Below are 18,007 nucleotides of genomic sequence, written 5' to 3' on the forward strand. Positions count from 1 at the left end.
AGCGCCCGACGAGCGCCTGACGGCGCCCGGCTACGCGCGGCGGTCCCGGATCCCCCGGCCCTCAGGGGCGGGGGATCCGTGCACGGTGCGCACGCACCGGGCGAGCAGGACCAGGCCGCACACCAGCAGCGCGCCCGACACGGTCCAGCCGGCCGCCAGCAGGAGGGGGTGCCCCGGCCTCTGCCAGGGGCGGGCGGTGTTCAGCAGCCAGCCGCCTGCGGCGAGGAGGGCGAGCCCCAGGGCGGCCCGGACCGCGGTCGGGTCGCCGGCCTCGTGGTGCTCGTACGGCTGTGTGCCCACGGGACCACCACCTCCAGGGTCTGACGCTCGGGGCTTGCGCCGCCATCTTCGCAGGACCCGGCGGCTGCGGTGGCGTCCGCCCGGAAGACCGGCGCCCGCCGCCCGCGAGGCACGACGGCAACGGCAACGGCAACGGCCCCAGGGCCGGTACTCCACCCCCGAGCGGGGGAGTACCGGCCCTGCGGCCGTGTAGGGGTGCCGTGGCCCGAGCGGGGCTCGGGAGCGGGCTCAGAGGACGCGGACGGCGCCCGTCGGCCTGTCGTAGCTCAGGTTGCGCTCGACGATGCCCGTGCTGGGGTTCTGCGCGCCGACGAACTTGCCGCCGCCGACGTAGATGGCGACGTGGTAGGCGCTGCCCTTGGAGCCCCAGTACAGGATGTCGCCCGGCTGAAGGGCGTTCAGGGAGACCGAGGTGCCGGCCGAGGACTGCGCCTGGGACATGCGCGGCAGGGAGATGCCGGCCTGGCGGTAGGCGGCCTGGACGAGGCCGGAGCAGTCGAAGGAGGACGGGCCGGTGCCACCCATGACGTAGGCCTTGCCGACCTGCGCGCGGGCGAAGTTGACGATGGCGGCGGCGGAGCCGGTCGCCGGGGCCGTCACGGTGCCGGTGCCCTGGGGGGCCTTGGCGGCGGCCGAGGTGCTCTTGAGGGAGGTGCGGTCGGAGTCGCGGGTGGCGCGCTCGGCCTCGGCCTTGCGGTCCGCCTCCTCCTTCGCCTTCTTCTCGGCGGCCTTCTGGGCCGTTTCCTTGGCCTGCTTCGCCTCGGCGGCGGCGCCGGTACGGGCGCTCTCCTCCTGGGCGGTCAGTTCGCCTTCCACGGCGGCCAGACGGGTGTTCTCGGCGGCCGTGGTGACGGCGGAGGAGACCTCGGCCGCCAGGTCCAGGTTCAGGACCGGCATTTCGAGCGTCGTCTCGGCCACGGGCTCGGACGGGGACGCGCTCGCGGTGCCGGCCATGGCCAGGGTGCTGAGGACGCCACCGGCAACTCCGGCGCGGACCGCGAGCTTCGAGGCGCTGCGGCGGGGCTTCCGGTGGCTGGGTATGTGAGCGGTGTGGGACATGAGAACAACCGCTATCAGGGCGTCAGGGTTCCCTTCAAGAAACGTGGGGTGCGCCACAGTTGCTCGCGAAGCGCGCGAACCGGGCGCGTCCCGCCTCTTATTGACGCCGTAACGGGCGAAACGGACACGCTCTCACAAGCCTGTGATCATGGGGTTTCAGAATTTAGTCCGAATTGATCCACGGACTACCATCCCGCTGCACTGATGGCCAAGCCCGCTTTCGGAACGCCTGATTCATAGTGGCGCAGGTCACAGGAGGATCACGCCATGCGGACCCTGTGGCCGGCTCGTGACCTTCCTGTGAAGCGCCCCGGGGCGGCTCGTGAACGGATGCACGCACTCGGCGGTCCGCCGCGCCGTCCCCGCCCCGCGTCCACCTCCGTACGCGGGCCCTCCCCCGACCGGGCGACGCGGATTCCCTTACCACCGGTGGGGCTTCCAGGCCAATTTGCCTGCACCGGCCACCGTTTGATAGAGCGGCGCGCCCTTCACCTGCGGGAACGGGCTCGAATGTCACCTTTGGTGATCATGCGGCTGCTTCGCGTACGAAGATCACCACTCATCGGGCTTCATGATCGTTCGTCAGGTGGTGGAGATCACAAACTCGGTGTTGTTACCCGTGTCGCAGATCACAGACGAGCAGGCATAAGATGCGCACCAGTCCGGCTTGTGAACTGCCTCACATGCAGCGCTTGATCAAGAGCGTCGTCTTCGCGAGGCGGGACACGCGGCGCCGGCGGCGGTCCAACGGTCAAGGACGACTGGAAGGAGCGAGGAGCGTGAATGCGTACGCGCCCATCCTCGTGCTCGGCGCCCTCGGCGCAGGGTTTGCGATCTTCTCCGTGGTCATGGCCACGCTGATCGGTCCAAAAAGGTACAACCGGGCGAAGCTCGAAGCCTACGAGTGCGGTATCGAGCCCACGCCGACGCCGGCCGGCGGCGGCCGCTTCCCGATCAAGTACTACCTGACGGCGATGCTCTTCATCGTCTTCGACATCGAGGTTGTCTTCCTCTACCCCTGGGCCGTCACCTTCGACTCCCTGGGGATCTTCGGGCTCGTCGAGATGCTGCTCTTCGTGCTCACCGTCTTCGTCGCCTACGCCTACGTCTGGCGCCGCGGCGGCCTGGAATGGGACTGAGGGGCTGAATTTCCCATGGGACTGGAAGAGAAGCTGCCGAGCGGCTTTCTGCTGACCACCGTCGAACAGGCCGCGGGATGGGTGCGCAAGTCGTCCGTCTTCCCGGCGACCTTCGGCCTCGCCTGCTGCGCCATCGAGATGATGACGACCGGAGCGGGCCGCTACGACCTGGCCCGCTTCGGCATGGAGGTCTTCCGCGGCTCCCCGCGCCAGGCCGACCTCATGATCGTGGCCGGACGGGTCAGCCAGAAGATGGCGCCGGTGCTGCGCCAGGTGTACGACCAGATGCCCGCTCCCAAATGGGTCATCTCCATGGGGGTTTGTGCGTCTTCAGGCGGAATGTTCAACAACTACGCGATCGTCCAGGGCGTCGACCACATCGTCCCGGTGGACATCTACCTCCCCGGCTGCCCGCCCCGCCCCGAGATGCTGATGGACGCGATCCTCAAGCTCCACCAGAAGATCCAGGGCGGAAAGCTCGGCGTGAACCGGGAGGAAGCGGCCCGCGAGGCGGAGGCGGCGGCCCTCAAGGCGCTCCCCACGATCGAGATGAAGGGGCTGCTCCGGTGAGCGAGACCCAACAGCCGCGAGGCGGCGACGGCAGCGACACCCCCGGCACCGACGGCGGCGGCCTGCCCGCCCCGCGCGCCCAGGGACCCGAGGTCATCGGCGTCCGCAAGGGCATGTTCGGCGCCGCGGGCGGCGGGGACACCAGCGGCTACGGCGGCCTGGTGCGGACCGTCGCCCTGCCCGGCGCCACCAGCCGACCGTACGGCTCCTGGTTCGACGAGGTGGCCGACGAACTCGAAGGCGCCCTGGAGGAACAGGACCTGCTCCCGGAGAACGCCATCGAGAAGACGGTCGTCGACCGGGGCGAGCTCACCTTCCACATCGCCCGCGAGCACCTCCTGCGGGTCGCGCGGACCCTGCGCGACGACCCCGCCCTGCGCTTCGAGCTGTGCACCGGCGTCAGCGGGGTCCACTTCCCCGGGGACAAGGGCCGCGAACTGCACGCCGTCTACCACCTGCGCTCGCTCACCCACGGCCGGATCGTGCGGCTGGAGGTGTCCGTACCGGACGCCGACCCGCACGTCCCCTCGCTCGTCTCCGTCTACCCGACCAACGACTGGCACGAGCGCGAGGCCTACGACTTCTTCGGCCTGGTCTTCGACGGGCACCCGGCCCTCACCCGGATCATGATGCCGGACGACTGGCAGGGCTTCCCGCAGCGCAAGGACTACCCGCTCGGCGGCATCCCCGTCGAGTACAAGGGTGCCCAGATCCCGGCTCCCGACCAGCGGAGGTCGTACAGCTGATGTCCCCCACCACGAACGACGCAGGCAGCCACTCCTCCGCCCGCGAGACCACCGAGGGCACCGTCTACACCGTCACCGGCGGCGACTGGGACGAGATCGTCCAGTCGGCGGCCAAGGCGGACGACGAGCGGATCGTCGTCAACATGGGCCCGCAGCACCCGTCCACCCACGGCGTGCTGCGGCTGATCCTGGAGATCGACGGCGAGACGGTCACCGAGGCCCGCTGCGGCATCGGCTACCTCCACACCGGAATCGAGAAGAACCTCGAATTCCGCAACTGGACGCAGGGCACCACCTTCGTCACGCGCATGGACTACCTCACGCCGTTCTTCAACGAGACGGCTTACTGCCTCGGCGTCGAGAAGCTCCTCGGCATCACCGACCAGATCCCGGACCGCGCCACCGTCGTCCGCGTCCTGCTGATGGAGCTCAACAGGCTCTCCTCCCACCTGGTCTGCATCGCCACCGGCGGCATGGAGCTGGGCGCCACCACGATCATGATCTACGGCTTCCGCGACCGCGAGCTGATCCTCGACATCTTCGAGCTGATCACCGGGCTGCGCATGAACCACGCGTTCGTCCGTCCCGGCGGCCTCGCCCAGGACCTCCCCCCGGGCGCCGTCGACCAGCTGCGCGAGTTCGTGAAGACCATGAAGAAGAACCTGCCGGAGTACGACAAGCTCGCCACCGGCAACCCCATCTTCAAGGCCCGCATGCAGGACGTCGGCTACCTCGACCTCTCCGGCTGCATGGCGCTCGGCGCCACCGGCCCGATCCTGCGCTCCGCCGGCCTGCCGCACGACCTGCGCAAGTCGGACCCGTACTGCGGCTACGAGACCTACGAGTTCGACGTGCCGACCACCGAGACCTGCGACTCCTACGGGCGGTTCCTGATCCGCCTGGAGGAGATGCGCCAGTCGCTGCGGATCGTCGAGCAGTGCCTGGAGCGGCTGGAGCCCGGGCCGGTGATGGTCGCCGACAAGAAGATCGCCTGGCCGGCGCAGCTCGCCATGGGCCCCGACGGCCTCGGCAACTCGCTCGACCACATCAGGAACATCATGGGCACCTCCATGGAAGCCCTCATCCACCACTTCAAGCTGGTGACCGAGGGCTTCCGGGTGCCCGCCGGGCAGGCGTACGCGGCCGTCGAGTCACCCAAGGGCGAGCTCGGCGTCCACGTCGTGTCCGACGGCGGCACCCGCCCCTACCGGGTCCACTTCCGCGACCCGTCCTTCACCAACCTGCAGGCCATGGCCGCGATGTGCGAGGGCGGCCAGGTCGCCGACGTCATCGTCGCCGTCGCCTCCATCGACCCCGTGATGGGAGGCGTCGACCGATGACCGCCAGTCCTGAGAACCGAGGGGTCTCGCTGGGCATGCCCCAGCTGCCCGCCCCCGACTTCCCGGCGGAGGTGCGCGCACGCCTCGAAGCGGACGCGAAGGAAGTCGTCGCCCGCTACCCCGACAGCCGCTCCGCGCTGCTCCCGCTGCTGCACCTGTGCCAGTCGGAGGAGGGCCACGTCTCCAAGACCGGCATCCGCTTCTGCGCCGAGACCCTGGGCCTGACCACCGCCGAGGTCACGGCCGTCGCGACCTTCTACACGATGTACCGGCGGGGGCCCTCGGGCGACTACCAGGTCGGCGTCTGCACCAACACCCTGTGCGCGGTCATGGGCGGCGACGCCATCTTCGAGGAGCTCAAGGAACACCTCGGGGTCGGCAACAACGAGACCACCCCCGACGGCAAGGTCACGCTGGAGCACATCGAGTGCAACGCGGCCTGCGACTACGCCCCCGTGGTGATGGTCAACTGGGAGTTCTTCGACAACCAGACCCCCGAATCCGCCAAGGCCCTGGTCGACGACCTGCTGGCCGGCCGCGAGGTCGCCCCGACCCGGGGCGCGCCGCTGTGCACGTACAAGGAGACCGCCCGGATCCTCGCCGGCTTCCCCGACGAGCGCGCGGGCGCCGTCGAGGCGAGCGGCGGCGCCGGACCGGCCTCCCTGATCGGCCTGCGCATCGCCCGCGGCGAATCCCCGCACACCCCGATCGTCCACCCGCGCGGCGAGACCCGTACCGAGGGAGGGGAGTGATGAGCGTGTCCTCCAAGGAAAGTCATGGGGGCACCTCCCAGCCGGAGGCTGGGGGAGGCACCAGCCCGGAGAAGCTGCTGGCCCCGGTCCTGTCCGCCTTCTGGGACGAACCCGAATCGTGGACGCTGGAGACCTACCGGCGCCACGAGGGCTACGAGGGCCTGCGCAAGGTCCTCGCGATGACGCCCGACGAAGTGATCGCCTACGTGAAGGACTCGGGTCTGCGCGGACGCGGCGGCGCGGGCTTCCCCACCGGCATGAAGTGGCAGTTCATCCCGCAGGGCGACGGCAAGCCGCACTACCTCGTCGTCAACGCCGACGAGTCGGAGCCGGGAACCTGCAAGGACATCCCCCTCCTCTTCGCCAACCCGCACTCCCTCATCGAGGGAATGATCATCGCCTGCTACGCGATCCGCTCGCAGCACGCCTTCATCTACCTGCGCGGCGAGGTCGTACCGGTCCTGCGGCGCCTGCACGAGGCCGTGCGCGAGGCGTACGAGGCCGGATACCTCGGCAAGGACATCCTCGGCAAGGGACTCGACCTCGACATCACCGTGCACGCGGGCGCGGGCGCCTACATCTGCGGCGAGGAGACGGCACTGCTCGACTCCCTCGAAGGCCGGCGCGGCCAGCCCCGGCTCCGTCCCCCCTTCCCCGCCGTCGAGGGGCTCTACGCCTGCCCCACTGTCGTCAACAACGTCGAGTCCATCGCCTCGGTTCCCGCGATCCTGAACAAGGGCAAGGACTGGTTCAAGGCGATGGGCACCGAGAAGTCCCCCGGCTTCACGCTGTACTCGCTCTCCGGCCACGTCGCCGGACCCGGCCAGTACGAGGCCCCCCTCGGCATCACCCTGCGCCAGCTCCTCGACATGAGCGGCGGCATGCGGCCCGGGCACCGGCTGAAGTTCTGGACCCCCGGCGGCTCCTCCACCCCCATGTTCACCGACGAGCACCTCGACGTCCCCCTGGACTACGAGGGCGTCGGCGCCGCCGGCTCCATGCTCGGCACCAAGGCCCTCCAGTGCTTCGACGAGACCACCTGCGTGGTGCGGGCCGTCACCCGGTGGACCGAGTTCTACGCCCACGAGTCCTGCGGCAAGTGCACACCCTGCCGCGAAGGCACCTACTGGCTGGTCCAGCTGCTACGCGACATCGAGGCCGGCAAGGGCGTCATGTCCGACCTCGACAAGCTGAACGACATCGCCGACAACATCAACGGCAAGTCCTTCTGCGCCCTCGGCGACGGTGCGGCCAGCCCGATCTTCTCCTCGCTCAAGTACTTCCGCGAGGAGTACGAGCAGCACGTCACGGGCAAGGGCTGCCCCTTCGACCCCAGGAAGTCGACCCTCTGGGCCGACACGGAGGTGAACGCATGACCGTCACCACTACGGCCGCCTCCGGGGGAGGAGCGGCCGTCCCGCCGGAGGACCTGGTCTCGCTGACCATCGACGGCGTCGAGCTCTCCGTGCCCAAGGGCACCCTCGTCATCCGCGCCGCCGAACAGCTCGGCATCGAGATCCCCCGCTTCTGCGACCACCCCCTCCTGCCCCCGGCCGGCGCCTGCCGCCAGTGCATCGTCGAGGTCGAGGGCCAGCGCAAGCCGATGGCCTCCTGCACCATCACCTGCACCGACGGCATGGTCGTCAAGACCCAGCTGACCTCCGAGGTCGCCGACAAGGCCCAGCGCGGGGTGATGGAGCTGCTGCTCATCAACCACCCGCTGGACTGCCCCGTCTGCGACAAGGGCGGCGAGTGCCCGCTGCAGAACCAGGCGATGTCCCACGGCAACGCCGAATCCCGCTTCGAGGGCAGGAAGCGCACCTACGAGAAGCCCGTCCCGATCTCCACCCAGGTCCTGCTGGACCGCGAGCGGTGCGTACTCTGCGCCCGCTGCACCCGCTTCTCCAACGAGATCGCCGGCGACCCGATGATCGAGCTGCTGGAACGCGGCGCCCTCCAGCAGGTCGGCACCGGCGAGGACGACCCCTTCGAGTCGTACTTCTCCGGCAACACAATCCAGATCTGCCCGGTCGGCGCCCTCACCTCGGCCGCGTACCGGTTCCGCTCCCGCCCCTTCGACCTCGTCTCCTCCCCGAGCGTGTGCGAGCACTGCGCGGGCGGCTGCGCGACCCGTACCGACCACCGCCGCGGCAAGGTGCTGCGGCGCCTCGCCGCGGAGGACCCCGAGGTCAACGAGGAGTGGGTCTGCGACAAGGGCCGCTTCGCGTTCCGCTACGCCCAGCGCCCGGACCGGCTGACCACCCCGCTGGTGCGCAGCGCCGCCGGGGTGCTGGAGCCGGCGAGCTGGCCCGAGGCCCTGGAGGCCGCGGCCAATGGGCTCGCAGCCGCCCGCGGCCGGGCCGGCGTTCTCACCGGCGGCCGGCTCGCCGTCGAGGACGCCTACGCGTACGCCAAGTTCGCCCGAGTCGTGCTCGACACCAACGACATCGACTTCCGGGCCCGCGTGCACAGCGCCGAGGAGGCCGACTTCCTGGCCGCCACCGTCGCCGGCACCGGCAAGGACCTCGACGGCGACGGCGTCACCTACACCTCGCTGGAGGCGGCGCCCGCGGTGCTGCTCGCCGGCATCGAGGCCGAGGAGGAGGCCCCCGGCGTCTTCCTGCGGCTGCGCAAGGCCCACCGCCGGCACAAGCAGCGGACCTTCGCCCTCGCCCCCTTCGCCACCCGCGGACTGCAGAAGGCCGGCGGCACCCTCCTCGCCGCCGCCCCAGGCACCGAGCCCGACTGGCTCGACGCGCTGTCCTCACGGACCGGCCTGGAGGCGGGCGGCGCCGACGCCGCCGAGGCACTGCGCGCGCCGGGCGCCGTCATCGTCGTGGGGGAGCGGCTCGCCGGGGTGCCCGGCGCGCTGACCTCCGCCGTACGGGCGGCCGCCGCGACGGGCGCGAAACTGGTGTGGATCCCGCGCCGGGCCGGGGAGCGGGCGGCCGTCGAGGCCGGCGCGCTGCCGTCCCTGCTGCCGGGCGGGCGCCCCGCGACCGACCCGCGGGCCCGCGACGAGGTCGCCGCCGCCTGGGGCCTGGACGAACTCCCGCACCGCTACGGCCGCGACACCGGCCAGATCGTCGAAGCCGCCGCCACCCGGGAGTTGTCCGCCCTGCTGGTCGCGGGCGTCGAGGTCACCGACCTGCCGGACCCGGCCCGCGCCCGGACCGCCCTCCAGGAGGCGTTCGTGGTCTCCCTGGAGCTGCGGCCCTCCGAGGTCACCGACCACGCGGACGTGGTCCTGCCGGTCGCCGCGGTCGCCGAGAAGGCGGGCGCGTTCATCAACTGGGAGGGCCGGGTCCGGCCGTTCGAGGCCGCGCTCAAGCCCGACCAGATGACCCGCCGGCTCGCCCCGGCCGACGCCCGCGTGCTGCACATGCTGGCCGACGCCGCCGACCGGCCGATCGCCCTGCCCGACGTGCACGCCGTACGCCGGGAGCTGGAGCGGCTCGGCCCCTGGGAGGGCGGACTCGCCGCCGAGCAGTCCACCGACCCGGTGCCGCTGCCCCGGGCCGGCGCCGGCGAGGCGGTCCTCGCCGGCCACCGGCTCCTCCTCGACCAGGGCCGGCTCCAGGAGGGCGACGAGGCGCTGGCCGGCACCCGCCACGAGGCGAGCGCCCGGCTGTCGGCCGCCACGGCCGCCGAAGCGGGCGTCAAGGACGGCGACGTCCTCGCGGTAACCGGCCCCGCCGGCACCGTGGAACTCCCGCTCCGGATCACCGACATGCCCGACCGCGTCGTCTGGCTCCCGCTGAACTCCACCGGCTCCGGCGTCCTCGCCGACACCGGAGCCCGCCCGGGCACCCTCGTACGCATCGGCCCGGCGACCCCGGCCGGCGCAGGCGACACCACTGCGGAGGTGGGCGCGTGAACACCGTTCAACTCGCTGCCGAGGACCTGTCCCTCTTCGGACGGGACGTCTGGTGGCTCGTCCTCCTCAAGGCGGTGTTCTGCTTCGCCTTCCTGATGGTGACGGTGCTCTTCTCCATCGTGTGGGAGCGCAAGGTCGTCGCCTGGATGCAGCTGCGCATCGGCCCCAACCGGCACGGCCCCTGGGGCATGCTCCAGTCGCTCGCCGACGGCGTGAAGCTGATGCTCAAGGAAGACATCGTCGTCAAGCGGGCCGACAAGGTCGTCTACGTCCTGGCCCCGATCATCGCGGCGATCCCGGCCTTCATGGCCATCGCGGTGATCCCCTTCGGCCCGGCCGGCAACGAGGTCTCCATCTTCGGCCAGCGCACCTCGATGCAGCTGACCGACCTGCCCATCGCGATGCTCTACATCCTCGCGGTGGCCTCGGTCGGCATCTACGGCATCGTCCTGGCGGGCTGGTCCTCCGGTTCGACCTATCCGCTGCTCGGCGGCCTGCGCTCCTGCGCGCAGATGATCTCCTACGAGATCGCGATGGGCGCGGCCTTCGCGTCGGTCTTCCTCTACTCCGGGTCGATGTCGACCTCGGCGATCGTGGAGGCCCAGCAGGACCGCTGGTTCATCGTGCTGCTGCCGGTGTCCTTCATCATCTACGTCGTCACCATGGTCGGCGAGACGAACCGCGCCCCCTTCGACATGCCGGAGTCCGAGGGCGACCTCGTCGGCGGCTTCAACACCGAGTACTCGTCGATCAAGTTCGCGCTGTTCATGCTGGCCGAGTACGTCAACATGGTCACGGTCTCGGCGGTCTCGGTCACCCTGTTCCTGGGCGGCTGGCGGGCCCCGTACCCGATCAGCTCCTTCTGGGAGGGCGCCAACCACGGCTGGTGGCCGCTGCTCTGGTTCGTCCTGAAGGTGCAGCTGCTCCTCTTCTTCTTCATCTGGCTGCGCGGCACGCTCCCCCGCGTGCGCTACGACCAGCTGATGAAGCTCGGCTGGAAGGTCCTGATCCCGGTCTCCGTGGTCTGGCTGATGATGGTCGCCACCGTCCGGGCCCTGCGCAACGAGGCGTACGAGATCGCGGACATCGCCCTCTACGTCGGCGGTGCCGTCGTGGCGATCCTGCTGCTCTCCCTCGTCGCCGACGTCTTCCGCGACCGGCGCGAGAAGGCCGCGGCCGCGGAGGCGGCCAAGGACACCGAGCCCTTCGACCCGCTGGCGGGCGGCTTCCCCGTACCGCCCAAGCCCGGCCAGCACCTGGCACCCGTACCGCGCAGGCGGCCCCGCAGCGAGCGGGAGCTGATCGCCAGCGGCGGAACGAACCCCGACAGCGACCGAGAGGAGGCTTGAGAAATGTCTGACGAGAAGTGGCAGAACCCGGTGGCCGGCTTCGGCGTGACCTTCAAGGCCATGTTCAAGAAGCGCCTCACCGAGCAGTACCCGGAGCAGCAGAAGACGACCGCCCCGCGCTTCCACGGACGGCATCAGCTCAACCGGCACCCCGACGGTCTGGAGAAGTGCATCGGGTGCGAGCTGTGCGCCTGGGCCTGTCCCGCCGACGCCATCTACGTCGAAGGCGCGGACAACACCGAGGAGGAGCGCTACTCCCCGGGCGAGCGGTACGGCCGCGTCTACCAGATCAACTACGCCCGCTGCATCCTGTGCGGGCTGTGCGTCGAGGCGTGCCCGACCCGGGCGCTGACCATGACGAACGAGTTCGAACTGGCCGACGCCAGCCGCGAGTCGCTCATCTACACCAAGGAGCAGCTGCTCGCCGGGCTGAGCGAGGGCATGGTCGAGGCCCCGCACTCGATCTTCCCCGGCACCGACGAGCAGGACTACTACCGCGGACTGGTGACGGGGGCCGCCCCGGGCACGGTCCGGCAGGTGGCGGTCTCCAAGGGCGAGGAGCCGGCGGACGCGGCCGGCGGCACCGCGGCGGAGGTGGGGGCATGAGCGCCATCGCCGCGACCGCCACCTCCGGCGGTGAGGCCGTGCAGTTCTGGATCCTCGGCACGATCGCCGTCATCGGCGCGCTGGCCACGATCCTCATGAAGAGGGCCGTGCACAGCGCACTCAGCCTCGCCGGGACGATGATCATCCTGGCCGTCTTCTACCTCGCCAACGGTGCGTACTTCCTGGGCGTCGTCCAGGTCATCGTCTACACCGGCGCGATCATGATGCTCTTCCTCTTCGTGGTCATGCTCGTCGGCGTCACCGCCGCCGACTCCCTGAAGGAGACCATCAAGGGCCAGCGCTGGCTGGCCGTCCTGTGCGGCCTCGGCTTCGGCATCCTGCTGTTCGCCGGGATCGGGCACGCCGGACTGGGCCAGTTCAACGGACTCGGCCGGATCAACTCCGCCGGGCACGTCGAGGGCCTGGCGCAGCTGATCTTCACCAAGTACGTCTTCGCCTTCGAGATCACCGGCGCGCTGCTGATCACCGCAGCCGTCGGCGCGATGGTGCTCACCCACCGCGAGCGCACCGAACGGGCCGCGACCCAGCGTGAGCTGGCCGAGCGCCGCGTACGCGAGGGCGTGCAGCTCCCGCCGCTGCCCGCGCCCGGCGTCTACGCCCGGCACAACGCGGTGGACGTGCCCGGCCTGCTGCCGGACGGCACCCCGTCCGAGCTGACCGTCAGCAAGACGCTGCGCGCCCGCGGCCAGATCCGCGACGTCTCCGGCGAGGCGCTCGACGACCTCAAGGCGCTGGAGCAGCGCTCCGCGGAGCGCCTCGGCCGTGAGGAGGCCTCGAAGTGAATCCGGTCAACTACCTGTACCTGGCGGCCCTGCTGTTCACCATCGGCGCCACCGGAGTGCTGATCCGCAGGAACGCGATCGTGCTGTTCATGTGCGTCGAGCTGATGCTCAACGCCTGCAACCTCGCCTTCGTCGCGTTCTCGCGGATGCACGGCAACCTCGACGGCCAGATCATCGCCTTCTTCACGATGGTCGTCGCCGCCGCGGAGGTCGTGGTCGGCCTGGCGATCATCGTGTCGCTGTTCCGTACCCGCCACTCGGCCTCGGTCGACGACGCCAGCCTGATGAAGCTGTAAGGGGTCGCTGTGGAGAACCTGATTGCGCTGCTGATCGCGGCGCCCCTGCTCGGAGCGGTGGTGCTGCTCTGCGGCGGCCGCCGCCTCGACAAGACCGGCCACTGGCTCGGGACGCTGCTCGCGGCCGTCTCCTTCGGGATCGGCGTCGTGCTGTTCGCCGACATGCTGGGGCGCGGCGCCGACGACCGGACGCTGACGCAGCACCTGTACACCTGGATCCCCGTCGAGGGATTCCAGGCGGACATGGCCTTCCAGCTGGACCAGCTGTCGATGACCTTCGTCCTGCTGATCTCGGGCGTCGGCACGCTCATCCACGTGTACTCGATCGGGTACATGGAGCACGACGAGCGCCGCCGCCGCTTCTTCGGCTACCTCAACCTGTTCGTCGCGGCCATGCTGCTGCTGGTCCTCGCCGACAACTACCTGCTGCTGTACTTCGGCTGGGAGGGCGTCGGCCTCGCCTCGTACCTGCTGATCGGCTTCTGGCAGCACAAGCCCAGCGCGGCCACCGCCGCGAAGAAGGCCTTCCTGGTCAACCGCGTCGGCGACATGGGCCTGTCGATCGCGATCATGCTGATGTTCACCACGTTCGGGACCTTCGCCTTCACGCCGGTGTTCGGCGCGGTCGGGGAGACCTCGGAGGGCATGCTCACCGCCATCGGCCTGATGCTGCTGCTGGCCGCCTGCGGCAAGTCGGCGCAGGTGCCGCTGCAGTCCTGGCTCGGGGACGCGATGGAGGGCCCGACCCCGGTCTCGGCCCTCATCCACGCCGCCACCATGGTGACCGCCGGCGTCTACCTGATCGTCCGCTCCGCGGCGGTCTTCAACGGCGCACCGGACGCGCAGCTGGTCGTCACCGTCGTGGGCGCGGTCACGCTGCTCTTCGGTGCGATCGTCGGTTGCGCGAAGGACGACATCAAGAAGGCCCTGGCCGGCTCGACGATGTCGCAGATCGGCTACATGATCCTCGCCGCGGGCCTCGGTCCGATCGGGTACGTCTTCGCGATCATGCACCTGGTGACGCACGGCTTCTTCAAGGCCGGTCTCTTCCTCGGCGCGGGTTCCGTGATGCACGGGATGAACGACGAGGTCGACATGCGCAAGTACGGGGGCCTGCGGAAGTACATGCCGGTCACCTTCGTCACCTTCGGCCTCGGCTATCTGGCGATCATCGGCTTCCCGGGCCTGTCCGGCTTCTTCTCCAAGGACATGATCATCGAGGCGGCGTTCGCGAAGGGCGGCACCGAGGGCTGGATCCTCGGCGGGGTCACCCTGCTGGGCGCCGGCATCACCGCCTTCTACATGACCCGCGTCATGCTCCTCACCTTCTTCGGCGAGAAGCGCTGGCAGCCCGACGCGGACGGCCACGAGCCGCACCCGCACGAGTCCCCGAAGTCCATGACCATCCCGATGGTCATCCTCGCCTTCGGCTCGGTCTTCGCCGGCGGCTTCTTCGAGATCGGCGAGCGCTTCCTGACCTGGCTGGAGCCCGTCACCGGCTACTCGCACGGCAACCCGCCGGTCAGCGCCATGACGGTCACCGCGGCCACCATGGTGATGCTCCTCGCGGGCGTCGGCACCGCCTGGGCCATGTACGGCAAGCGGCCCGTCCCGGTCGTCGCCCCGCGCGGCTCCTTCCTCACCCGGGCGGCCCGCCGCGACCTGTACCAGGACGACTTCAACCACGTCGTGCTGGTGCGCGGCGGGGAGCACCTGACCCGCTCCCTCGTGTACGTCGACCACAGCCTGGTCGACGGCGTGGTCAACGGGACGGCCGCCTCGGTCGGCGGCCTCTCGGGCCGGCTGCGCAAGCTGCAGAACGGCTACGCCCGCAGCTACGCGGTCTCGATGTTCGGGGGAACGGCGATCCTGATCGCCGCGACCCTGCTGATGAGGGCGGTGTGACATGAACTTCCCGCTTCTGACGGTCACGGCCGCGGTGCCCGCGGTCGGCGCGATCCTCACGGCGGCCGTCCCGGCCGCCCGCCGGACCGCCGCCAAGTGGCTCGCGCTGCTCTTCTCGCTGGCGACACTGGCCCTGGCCGTACTCGTCGCCGTCCGCTTCGAACCGGGCGGCGACCGCTACCAGCTCACCGAATCCCGCCCCTGGATCGCCGACTTCGGCGTCCGCTACGAACTGGGTGTGGACGGGATCGGCGTGGTCCTCATCGGACTCACCGCGCTCCTGATCCCCTTCGTGATCGCGGCCGGCTGGCACGACGCCGACCCTCTGGAGACCAGCTCCAAGCGCTGGCGCCCGACCCAGGGCTTCTTCGCCCTGATCCTGATGGTCGAGGCGATGGTGATCATCTCCTTCGAGGCCACCGACGTCTTCCTCTTCTACATCTTCTTCGAAGCCATGCTCATCCCGATGTACTTCCTCATCGGCGGCTTCGGGGACCGGGCCCACAGCGGCTCCGACGAGAACGCGGCCGCCCAGCGCAGCTACGCGGCGGTCAAGTTCCTCCTCTACAACCTGGTCGGCGGCCTGATCATGCTGGCCGCCGTCATCGGCCTGTACGTGGTCGCCGGGAACTTCTCCCTCCAGGAGATCACCGCCGCCCGCGCCGCGGGCACCCTCGACATGGCGACCAACACCGAGCGGCTGCTGTTCCTCGGCTTCTTCTTCGCCTTCGCGGTGAAGGCCCCGCTGTGGCCGCTTCACACCTGGCTGCCGAACGCGATGGGCGAGTCCACCGCCCCGGTCGCCGTCCTGATCACCGCCGTCGTCGACAAGGTCGGCACCTTCGCGATGCTCCGCTTCTGCCTCGGGCTGTTCCCCGACGCCAGCAAGTGGGCCACGCCGGTGATCCTCGTACTCGCCCTGGTCTCCATCGTCTACGGAGCACTCGTGGCCGTGGGCCAGCGGGACATCAAGCGGCTGGTGGCCTACGCCTCCATCTCGCACTTCGGCTTCATCATCCTGGGCATCTTCGCGATGACCTCCCAGGGCCAGTCCGGCGCCACCCTTTACATGGTCAACCACGGCCTGTCGACGGCGGCGCTGATGCTGGTGGCCGGCTTCCTGATCTCGCGGCGCGGCTCCCGCCTCATCGCCGACTACGGCGGCGTCCAGAAGGTGGCCCCGGTCCTCGCCGGGACCTTCCTCATCGGCGGCCTCGCCACCCTCTCGCTGCCGGGCCTCGCACCCTTCGTCAGTGAGTTCCTGGTCCTGGTCGGCACGTTCGCCCGCTACCCGGTCGTCGGGATCATCGCCACCGTCGGCATCGTGCTGGCCGCGCTCTACACGCTCGTCCTGTACCAGCGCACGATGACCGGGCCCGTGAAGGAGGAGGTCCGCACCATGCCGGACCTGCGCCTGCGGGAGGTGCTGGTGGTCGCACCGCTGGTCGCGCTGCTGATCGGGCTGGGCGTCTACCCGAAGGTCCTCACGGACATCGTCAACCCGGCGGTGGAGCACACCATGTCGGACGTGAAGCAGACGGACCCGCAGCCCGAGGTGGCCGTCGAAGCCAAGAACGGGGAGGAGGCGAAGTGAGCACATCGACTTCCGCCCACAGCCTGTGGACACTGGCGGCCGACACCCCGGCCGACCGCATCCCGGCACCGGTCATCGAGTACGCACAGCTCGCTCCCACACTGATCGTGGTGGGCGCGGCCGTCGTCGGGATCCTCGTCGAGGCCTTCGTGCCCCGCCGGTCCCGCTACCACGTACAGGTCTTCCTGGCCGTCGCCGCGCTGGCCTCCGCCTTCGCGGCGGTGGTCGGCCTCGCGGCCGGCGGGTACGGCTCGTCCAAGGCCCAGGTCGCCGCGATGGGCGCCCTCGCCGTGGACGGCCCCGCGCTCTTCCTGCAGGGCACCATCCTGCTGGCCTCGGTCGTCGCCGTGTTCACCTTCGCCGAGCGGCGCCTGGACCCGGCCGCGCACGGCAACCGGGTCGACTCCTTCGCCGCCCAGGCGGCCTCGGTACCGGGCAGCGACAGCGAGAAGGCCGCCGTCAAGGCGGGCTTCACCACCACCGAGGTCTTCCCGCTGGCCCTGTTCGCGATCGCCGGCATGCTGATCTTCCCGGCGGCCAACGACCTGCTGACGCTGTTCGTCGCCCTGGAGGTCTTCTCCCTCCCGCTGTACCTGCTCTGCGCCGTCGCCCGCCGCCAGAGGCTGATGTCGCAGGAGGCCGCGGTGAAGTACTTCCTGCTGGGCGCCTTCTCCTCCGCCTTCCTCCTCTTCGGCATCGCGCTGCTCTACGGCTACGCGGGCTCCATGTCGTACGCGGTCATCGCCGACGTGGTCGACGGCACCGTCACGAAGATCGACCCGGCGCTGGCCGGCACCATGGGCAACGACGCGCTGCTGCTCATGGGCGGTGCGCTGATCCTCACGGGCCTGCTCTTCAAGGTCGGCGCGGTCCCCTTCCACATGTGGACCCCGGACGTCTACCAGGGCGCCCCGACCCCGGTCACCGGCTTCATGGCGGCGGCGACGAAGGTGGCCGCGTTCGGCGCGCTGCTGCGCCTGCTGTACGTGGTCCTGCCGGGGCTGCGCTGGGACTGGCGCCCGGTGATGTGGGCGGTGGCCATCGTGACGATGCTCGCGGGCGCGGTGATCGCCGTGACCCAGACGGACGTCAAGCGGCTCCTGGCGTACTCCTCCGTCGCGCACGCCGGCTTCATCCTGGCCGGTGTGATCGCCACCTCGGCGGAGGGCGTCCAGTCCGTCCTCTTCTACCTGCTCGCCTACTCCTTCGTGACGATCGGCGCGTTCGCGGTGGTCACGCTGGTGCGCGACGCGGGCGGCGAGGCGACTCACCTGTCCAAGTGGGCCGGTCTGGGGCGGCGTTCGCCGCTGACGGCGGCCGTGTTCGCGGTGTTCCTGCTGGCCTTCGCCGGCATCCCGCTGACGTCGGGCTTCACCGGCAAGTTCGCCGTGTTCAGCGCGGCGGCCGAGGGCGGCGCGGGCGCGCTGGTCGTGATCGGTGTCCTGTCGTCCGCGATCGCCGCGTTCTTCTACATCCGGGTGATCGTCCTGATGTTCTTCAGCGAGCCGAAGGCCGACGGCCCGACGGTGGCGGTTCCGTCGCCGCTGACGATGACGACCATCGCGGTGGGCGTCGCGGTCACCCTGGTCCTGGGCCTGGCCCCGCAGTACTTCCTGGACCTGGCGGGCCAGGCGAGCACCTTCGTCCGCTGACCGGTCCGCCGCACAACCC

General features: G+C 70.2%; 16 protein-coding genes. 14 read left to right on the forward strand and 2 right to left on the reverse strand.

Annotation, left to right across the window (positions count from 1 at the left end; genetic code table 11):
- Nucleotides 1-30: 30 nt before the first annotated feature.
- Nucleotides 31-300, reverse strand: coding sequence for a hypothetical protein (locus BSL84_RS19495; protein ID WP_030037339.1), 270 nt, complete (start codon nucleotides 298-300; stop codon nucleotides 31-33).
- 228 nt (nucleotides 301-528) lie between these two features.
- Entirely contained in the window at nucleotides 529-1,359 is an 831-nt protein-coding gene (locus BSL84_RS19500; RefSeq protein ID WP_030028255.1) for a C40 family peptidase, read from the reverse strand.
- A gap of 779 nt (nucleotides 1,360-2,138) precedes the next feature.
- Between BSL84_RS19500 and BSL84_RS19505 the strand changes: the two genes are divergently transcribed.
- From BSL84_RS19505 to nuoN, 14 genes are all read left to right on the forward strand, one after another.
- Entirely contained in the window at nucleotides 2,139-2,498 is a 360-nt protein-coding gene (locus BSL84_RS19505; RefSeq protein WP_030028256.1) for an NADH-quinone oxidoreductase subunit A, read from the forward strand.
- 15 nt (nucleotides 2,499-2,513) lie between these two features.
- Complete coding sequence (locus tag BSL84_RS19510; protein WP_030028258.1) at nucleotides 2,514-3,068, forward strand: NuoB/complex I 20 kDa subunit family protein; 555 nt, start codon at nucleotides 2,514-2,516, stop codon at nucleotides 3,066-3,068.
- Between the two features lie 62 nt (nucleotides 3,069-3,130).
- On the forward strand, nucleotides 3,131-3,814 hold the full coding sequence (locus BSL84_RS19515; RefSeq protein WP_030028259.1) for an NADH-quinone oxidoreductase subunit C: 684 nt from the start codon (nucleotides 3,131-3,133) through the stop codon (nucleotides 3,812-3,814).
- Complete coding sequence (locus BSL84_RS19520; protein WP_030028260.1) at nucleotides 3,814-5,154, forward strand: NADH-quinone oxidoreductase subunit D; 1,341 nt, start codon at nucleotides 3,814-3,816, stop codon at nucleotides 5,152-5,154. Before BSL84_RS19515 ends, BSL84_RS19520 begins: the two co-directional genes overlap by 1 nt.
- Nucleotides 5,151-5,906, forward strand: coding sequence for an NADH-quinone oxidoreductase subunit NuoE (nuoE, locus tag BSL84_RS19525; RefSeq protein ID WP_030028261.1), 756 nt, complete (start codon nucleotides 5,151-5,153; stop codon nucleotides 5,904-5,906). Before BSL84_RS19520 ends, nuoE begins: the two co-directional genes overlap by 4 nt.
- Entirely contained in the window at nucleotides 5,906-7,282 is a 1,377-nt protein-coding gene (gene nuoF, locus BSL84_RS19530; RefSeq protein ID WP_075970830.1) for an NADH-quinone oxidoreductase subunit NuoF, read from the forward strand. Before nuoE ends, nuoF begins: the two co-directional genes overlap by 1 nt.
- Entirely contained in the window at nucleotides 7,279-9,783 is a 2,505-nt protein-coding gene (locus tag BSL84_RS19535) for an NADH-quinone oxidoreductase subunit G (RefSeq protein ID WP_075970831.1), read from the forward strand. Before nuoF ends, BSL84_RS19535 begins: the two co-directional genes overlap by 4 nt.
- A complete protein-coding gene (gene nuoH, locus BSL84_RS19540; protein ID WP_030027724.1) occupies nucleotides 9,780-11,132 on the forward strand; it encodes an NADH-quinone oxidoreductase subunit NuoH in 1,353 nt (450 codons plus the stop codon). Before BSL84_RS19535 ends, nuoH begins: the two co-directional genes overlap by 4 nt.
- A gap of 3 nt (nucleotides 11,133-11,135) precedes the next feature.
- The gene (gene nuoI, locus BSL84_RS19545) at nucleotides 11,136-11,738 is read left to right on the forward strand and encodes an NADH-quinone oxidoreductase subunit NuoI (RefSeq protein ID WP_030027722.1); all 603 of its coding nucleotides are present in this window, start codon (nucleotides 11,136-11,138) and stop codon (nucleotides 11,736-11,738) included.
- Nucleotides 11,735-12,541 (forward strand): NADH-quinone oxidoreductase subunit J, encoded by an 807-nt coding sequence (locus tag BSL84_RS19550; RefSeq protein WP_030027721.1) that lies wholly within the window; start codon nucleotides 11,735-11,737, stop codon nucleotides 12,539-12,541. Before nuoI ends, BSL84_RS19550 begins: the two co-directional genes overlap by 4 nt.
- Nucleotides 12,538-12,837, forward strand: a complete 300-nt coding sequence (gene nuoK, locus BSL84_RS19555) for an NADH-quinone oxidoreductase subunit NuoK (protein WP_030027720.1) — start codon at nucleotides 12,538-12,540, stop codon at nucleotides 12,835-12,837. Before BSL84_RS19550 ends, nuoK begins: the two co-directional genes overlap by 4 nt.
- 9 nt (nucleotides 12,838-12,846) lie before the next feature.
- Entirely contained in the window at nucleotides 12,847-14,742 is a 1,896-nt protein-coding gene (gene nuoL / locus BSL84_RS19560; protein ID WP_030027719.1) for an NADH-quinone oxidoreductase subunit L, read from the forward strand.
- Between the two features lies 1 nt (nucleotide 14,743).
- Nucleotides 14,744-16,336: an NADH-quinone oxidoreductase subunit M gene (locus BSL84_RS19565; protein WP_075970832.1), complete on the forward strand. Its 1,593-nt coding sequence runs from the start codon at nucleotides 14,744-14,746 to the stop codon at nucleotides 16,334-16,336.
- Nucleotides 16,333-17,988 (forward strand): NADH-quinone oxidoreductase subunit NuoN, encoded by a 1,656-nt coding sequence (nuoN, locus tag BSL84_RS19570; RefSeq protein ID WP_045322793.1) that lies wholly within the window; start codon nucleotides 16,333-16,335, stop codon nucleotides 17,986-17,988. Before BSL84_RS19565 ends, nuoN begins: the two co-directional genes overlap by 4 nt.
- The last annotated feature ends 19 nt before the right edge of the window (nucleotides 17,989-18,007 follow it).

Source organism: Streptomyces sp. TN58 (assembly GCF_001941845.1).
Classification (GTDB): domain Bacteria; phylum Actinomycetota; class Actinomycetes; order Streptomycetales; family Streptomycetaceae; genus Streptomyces.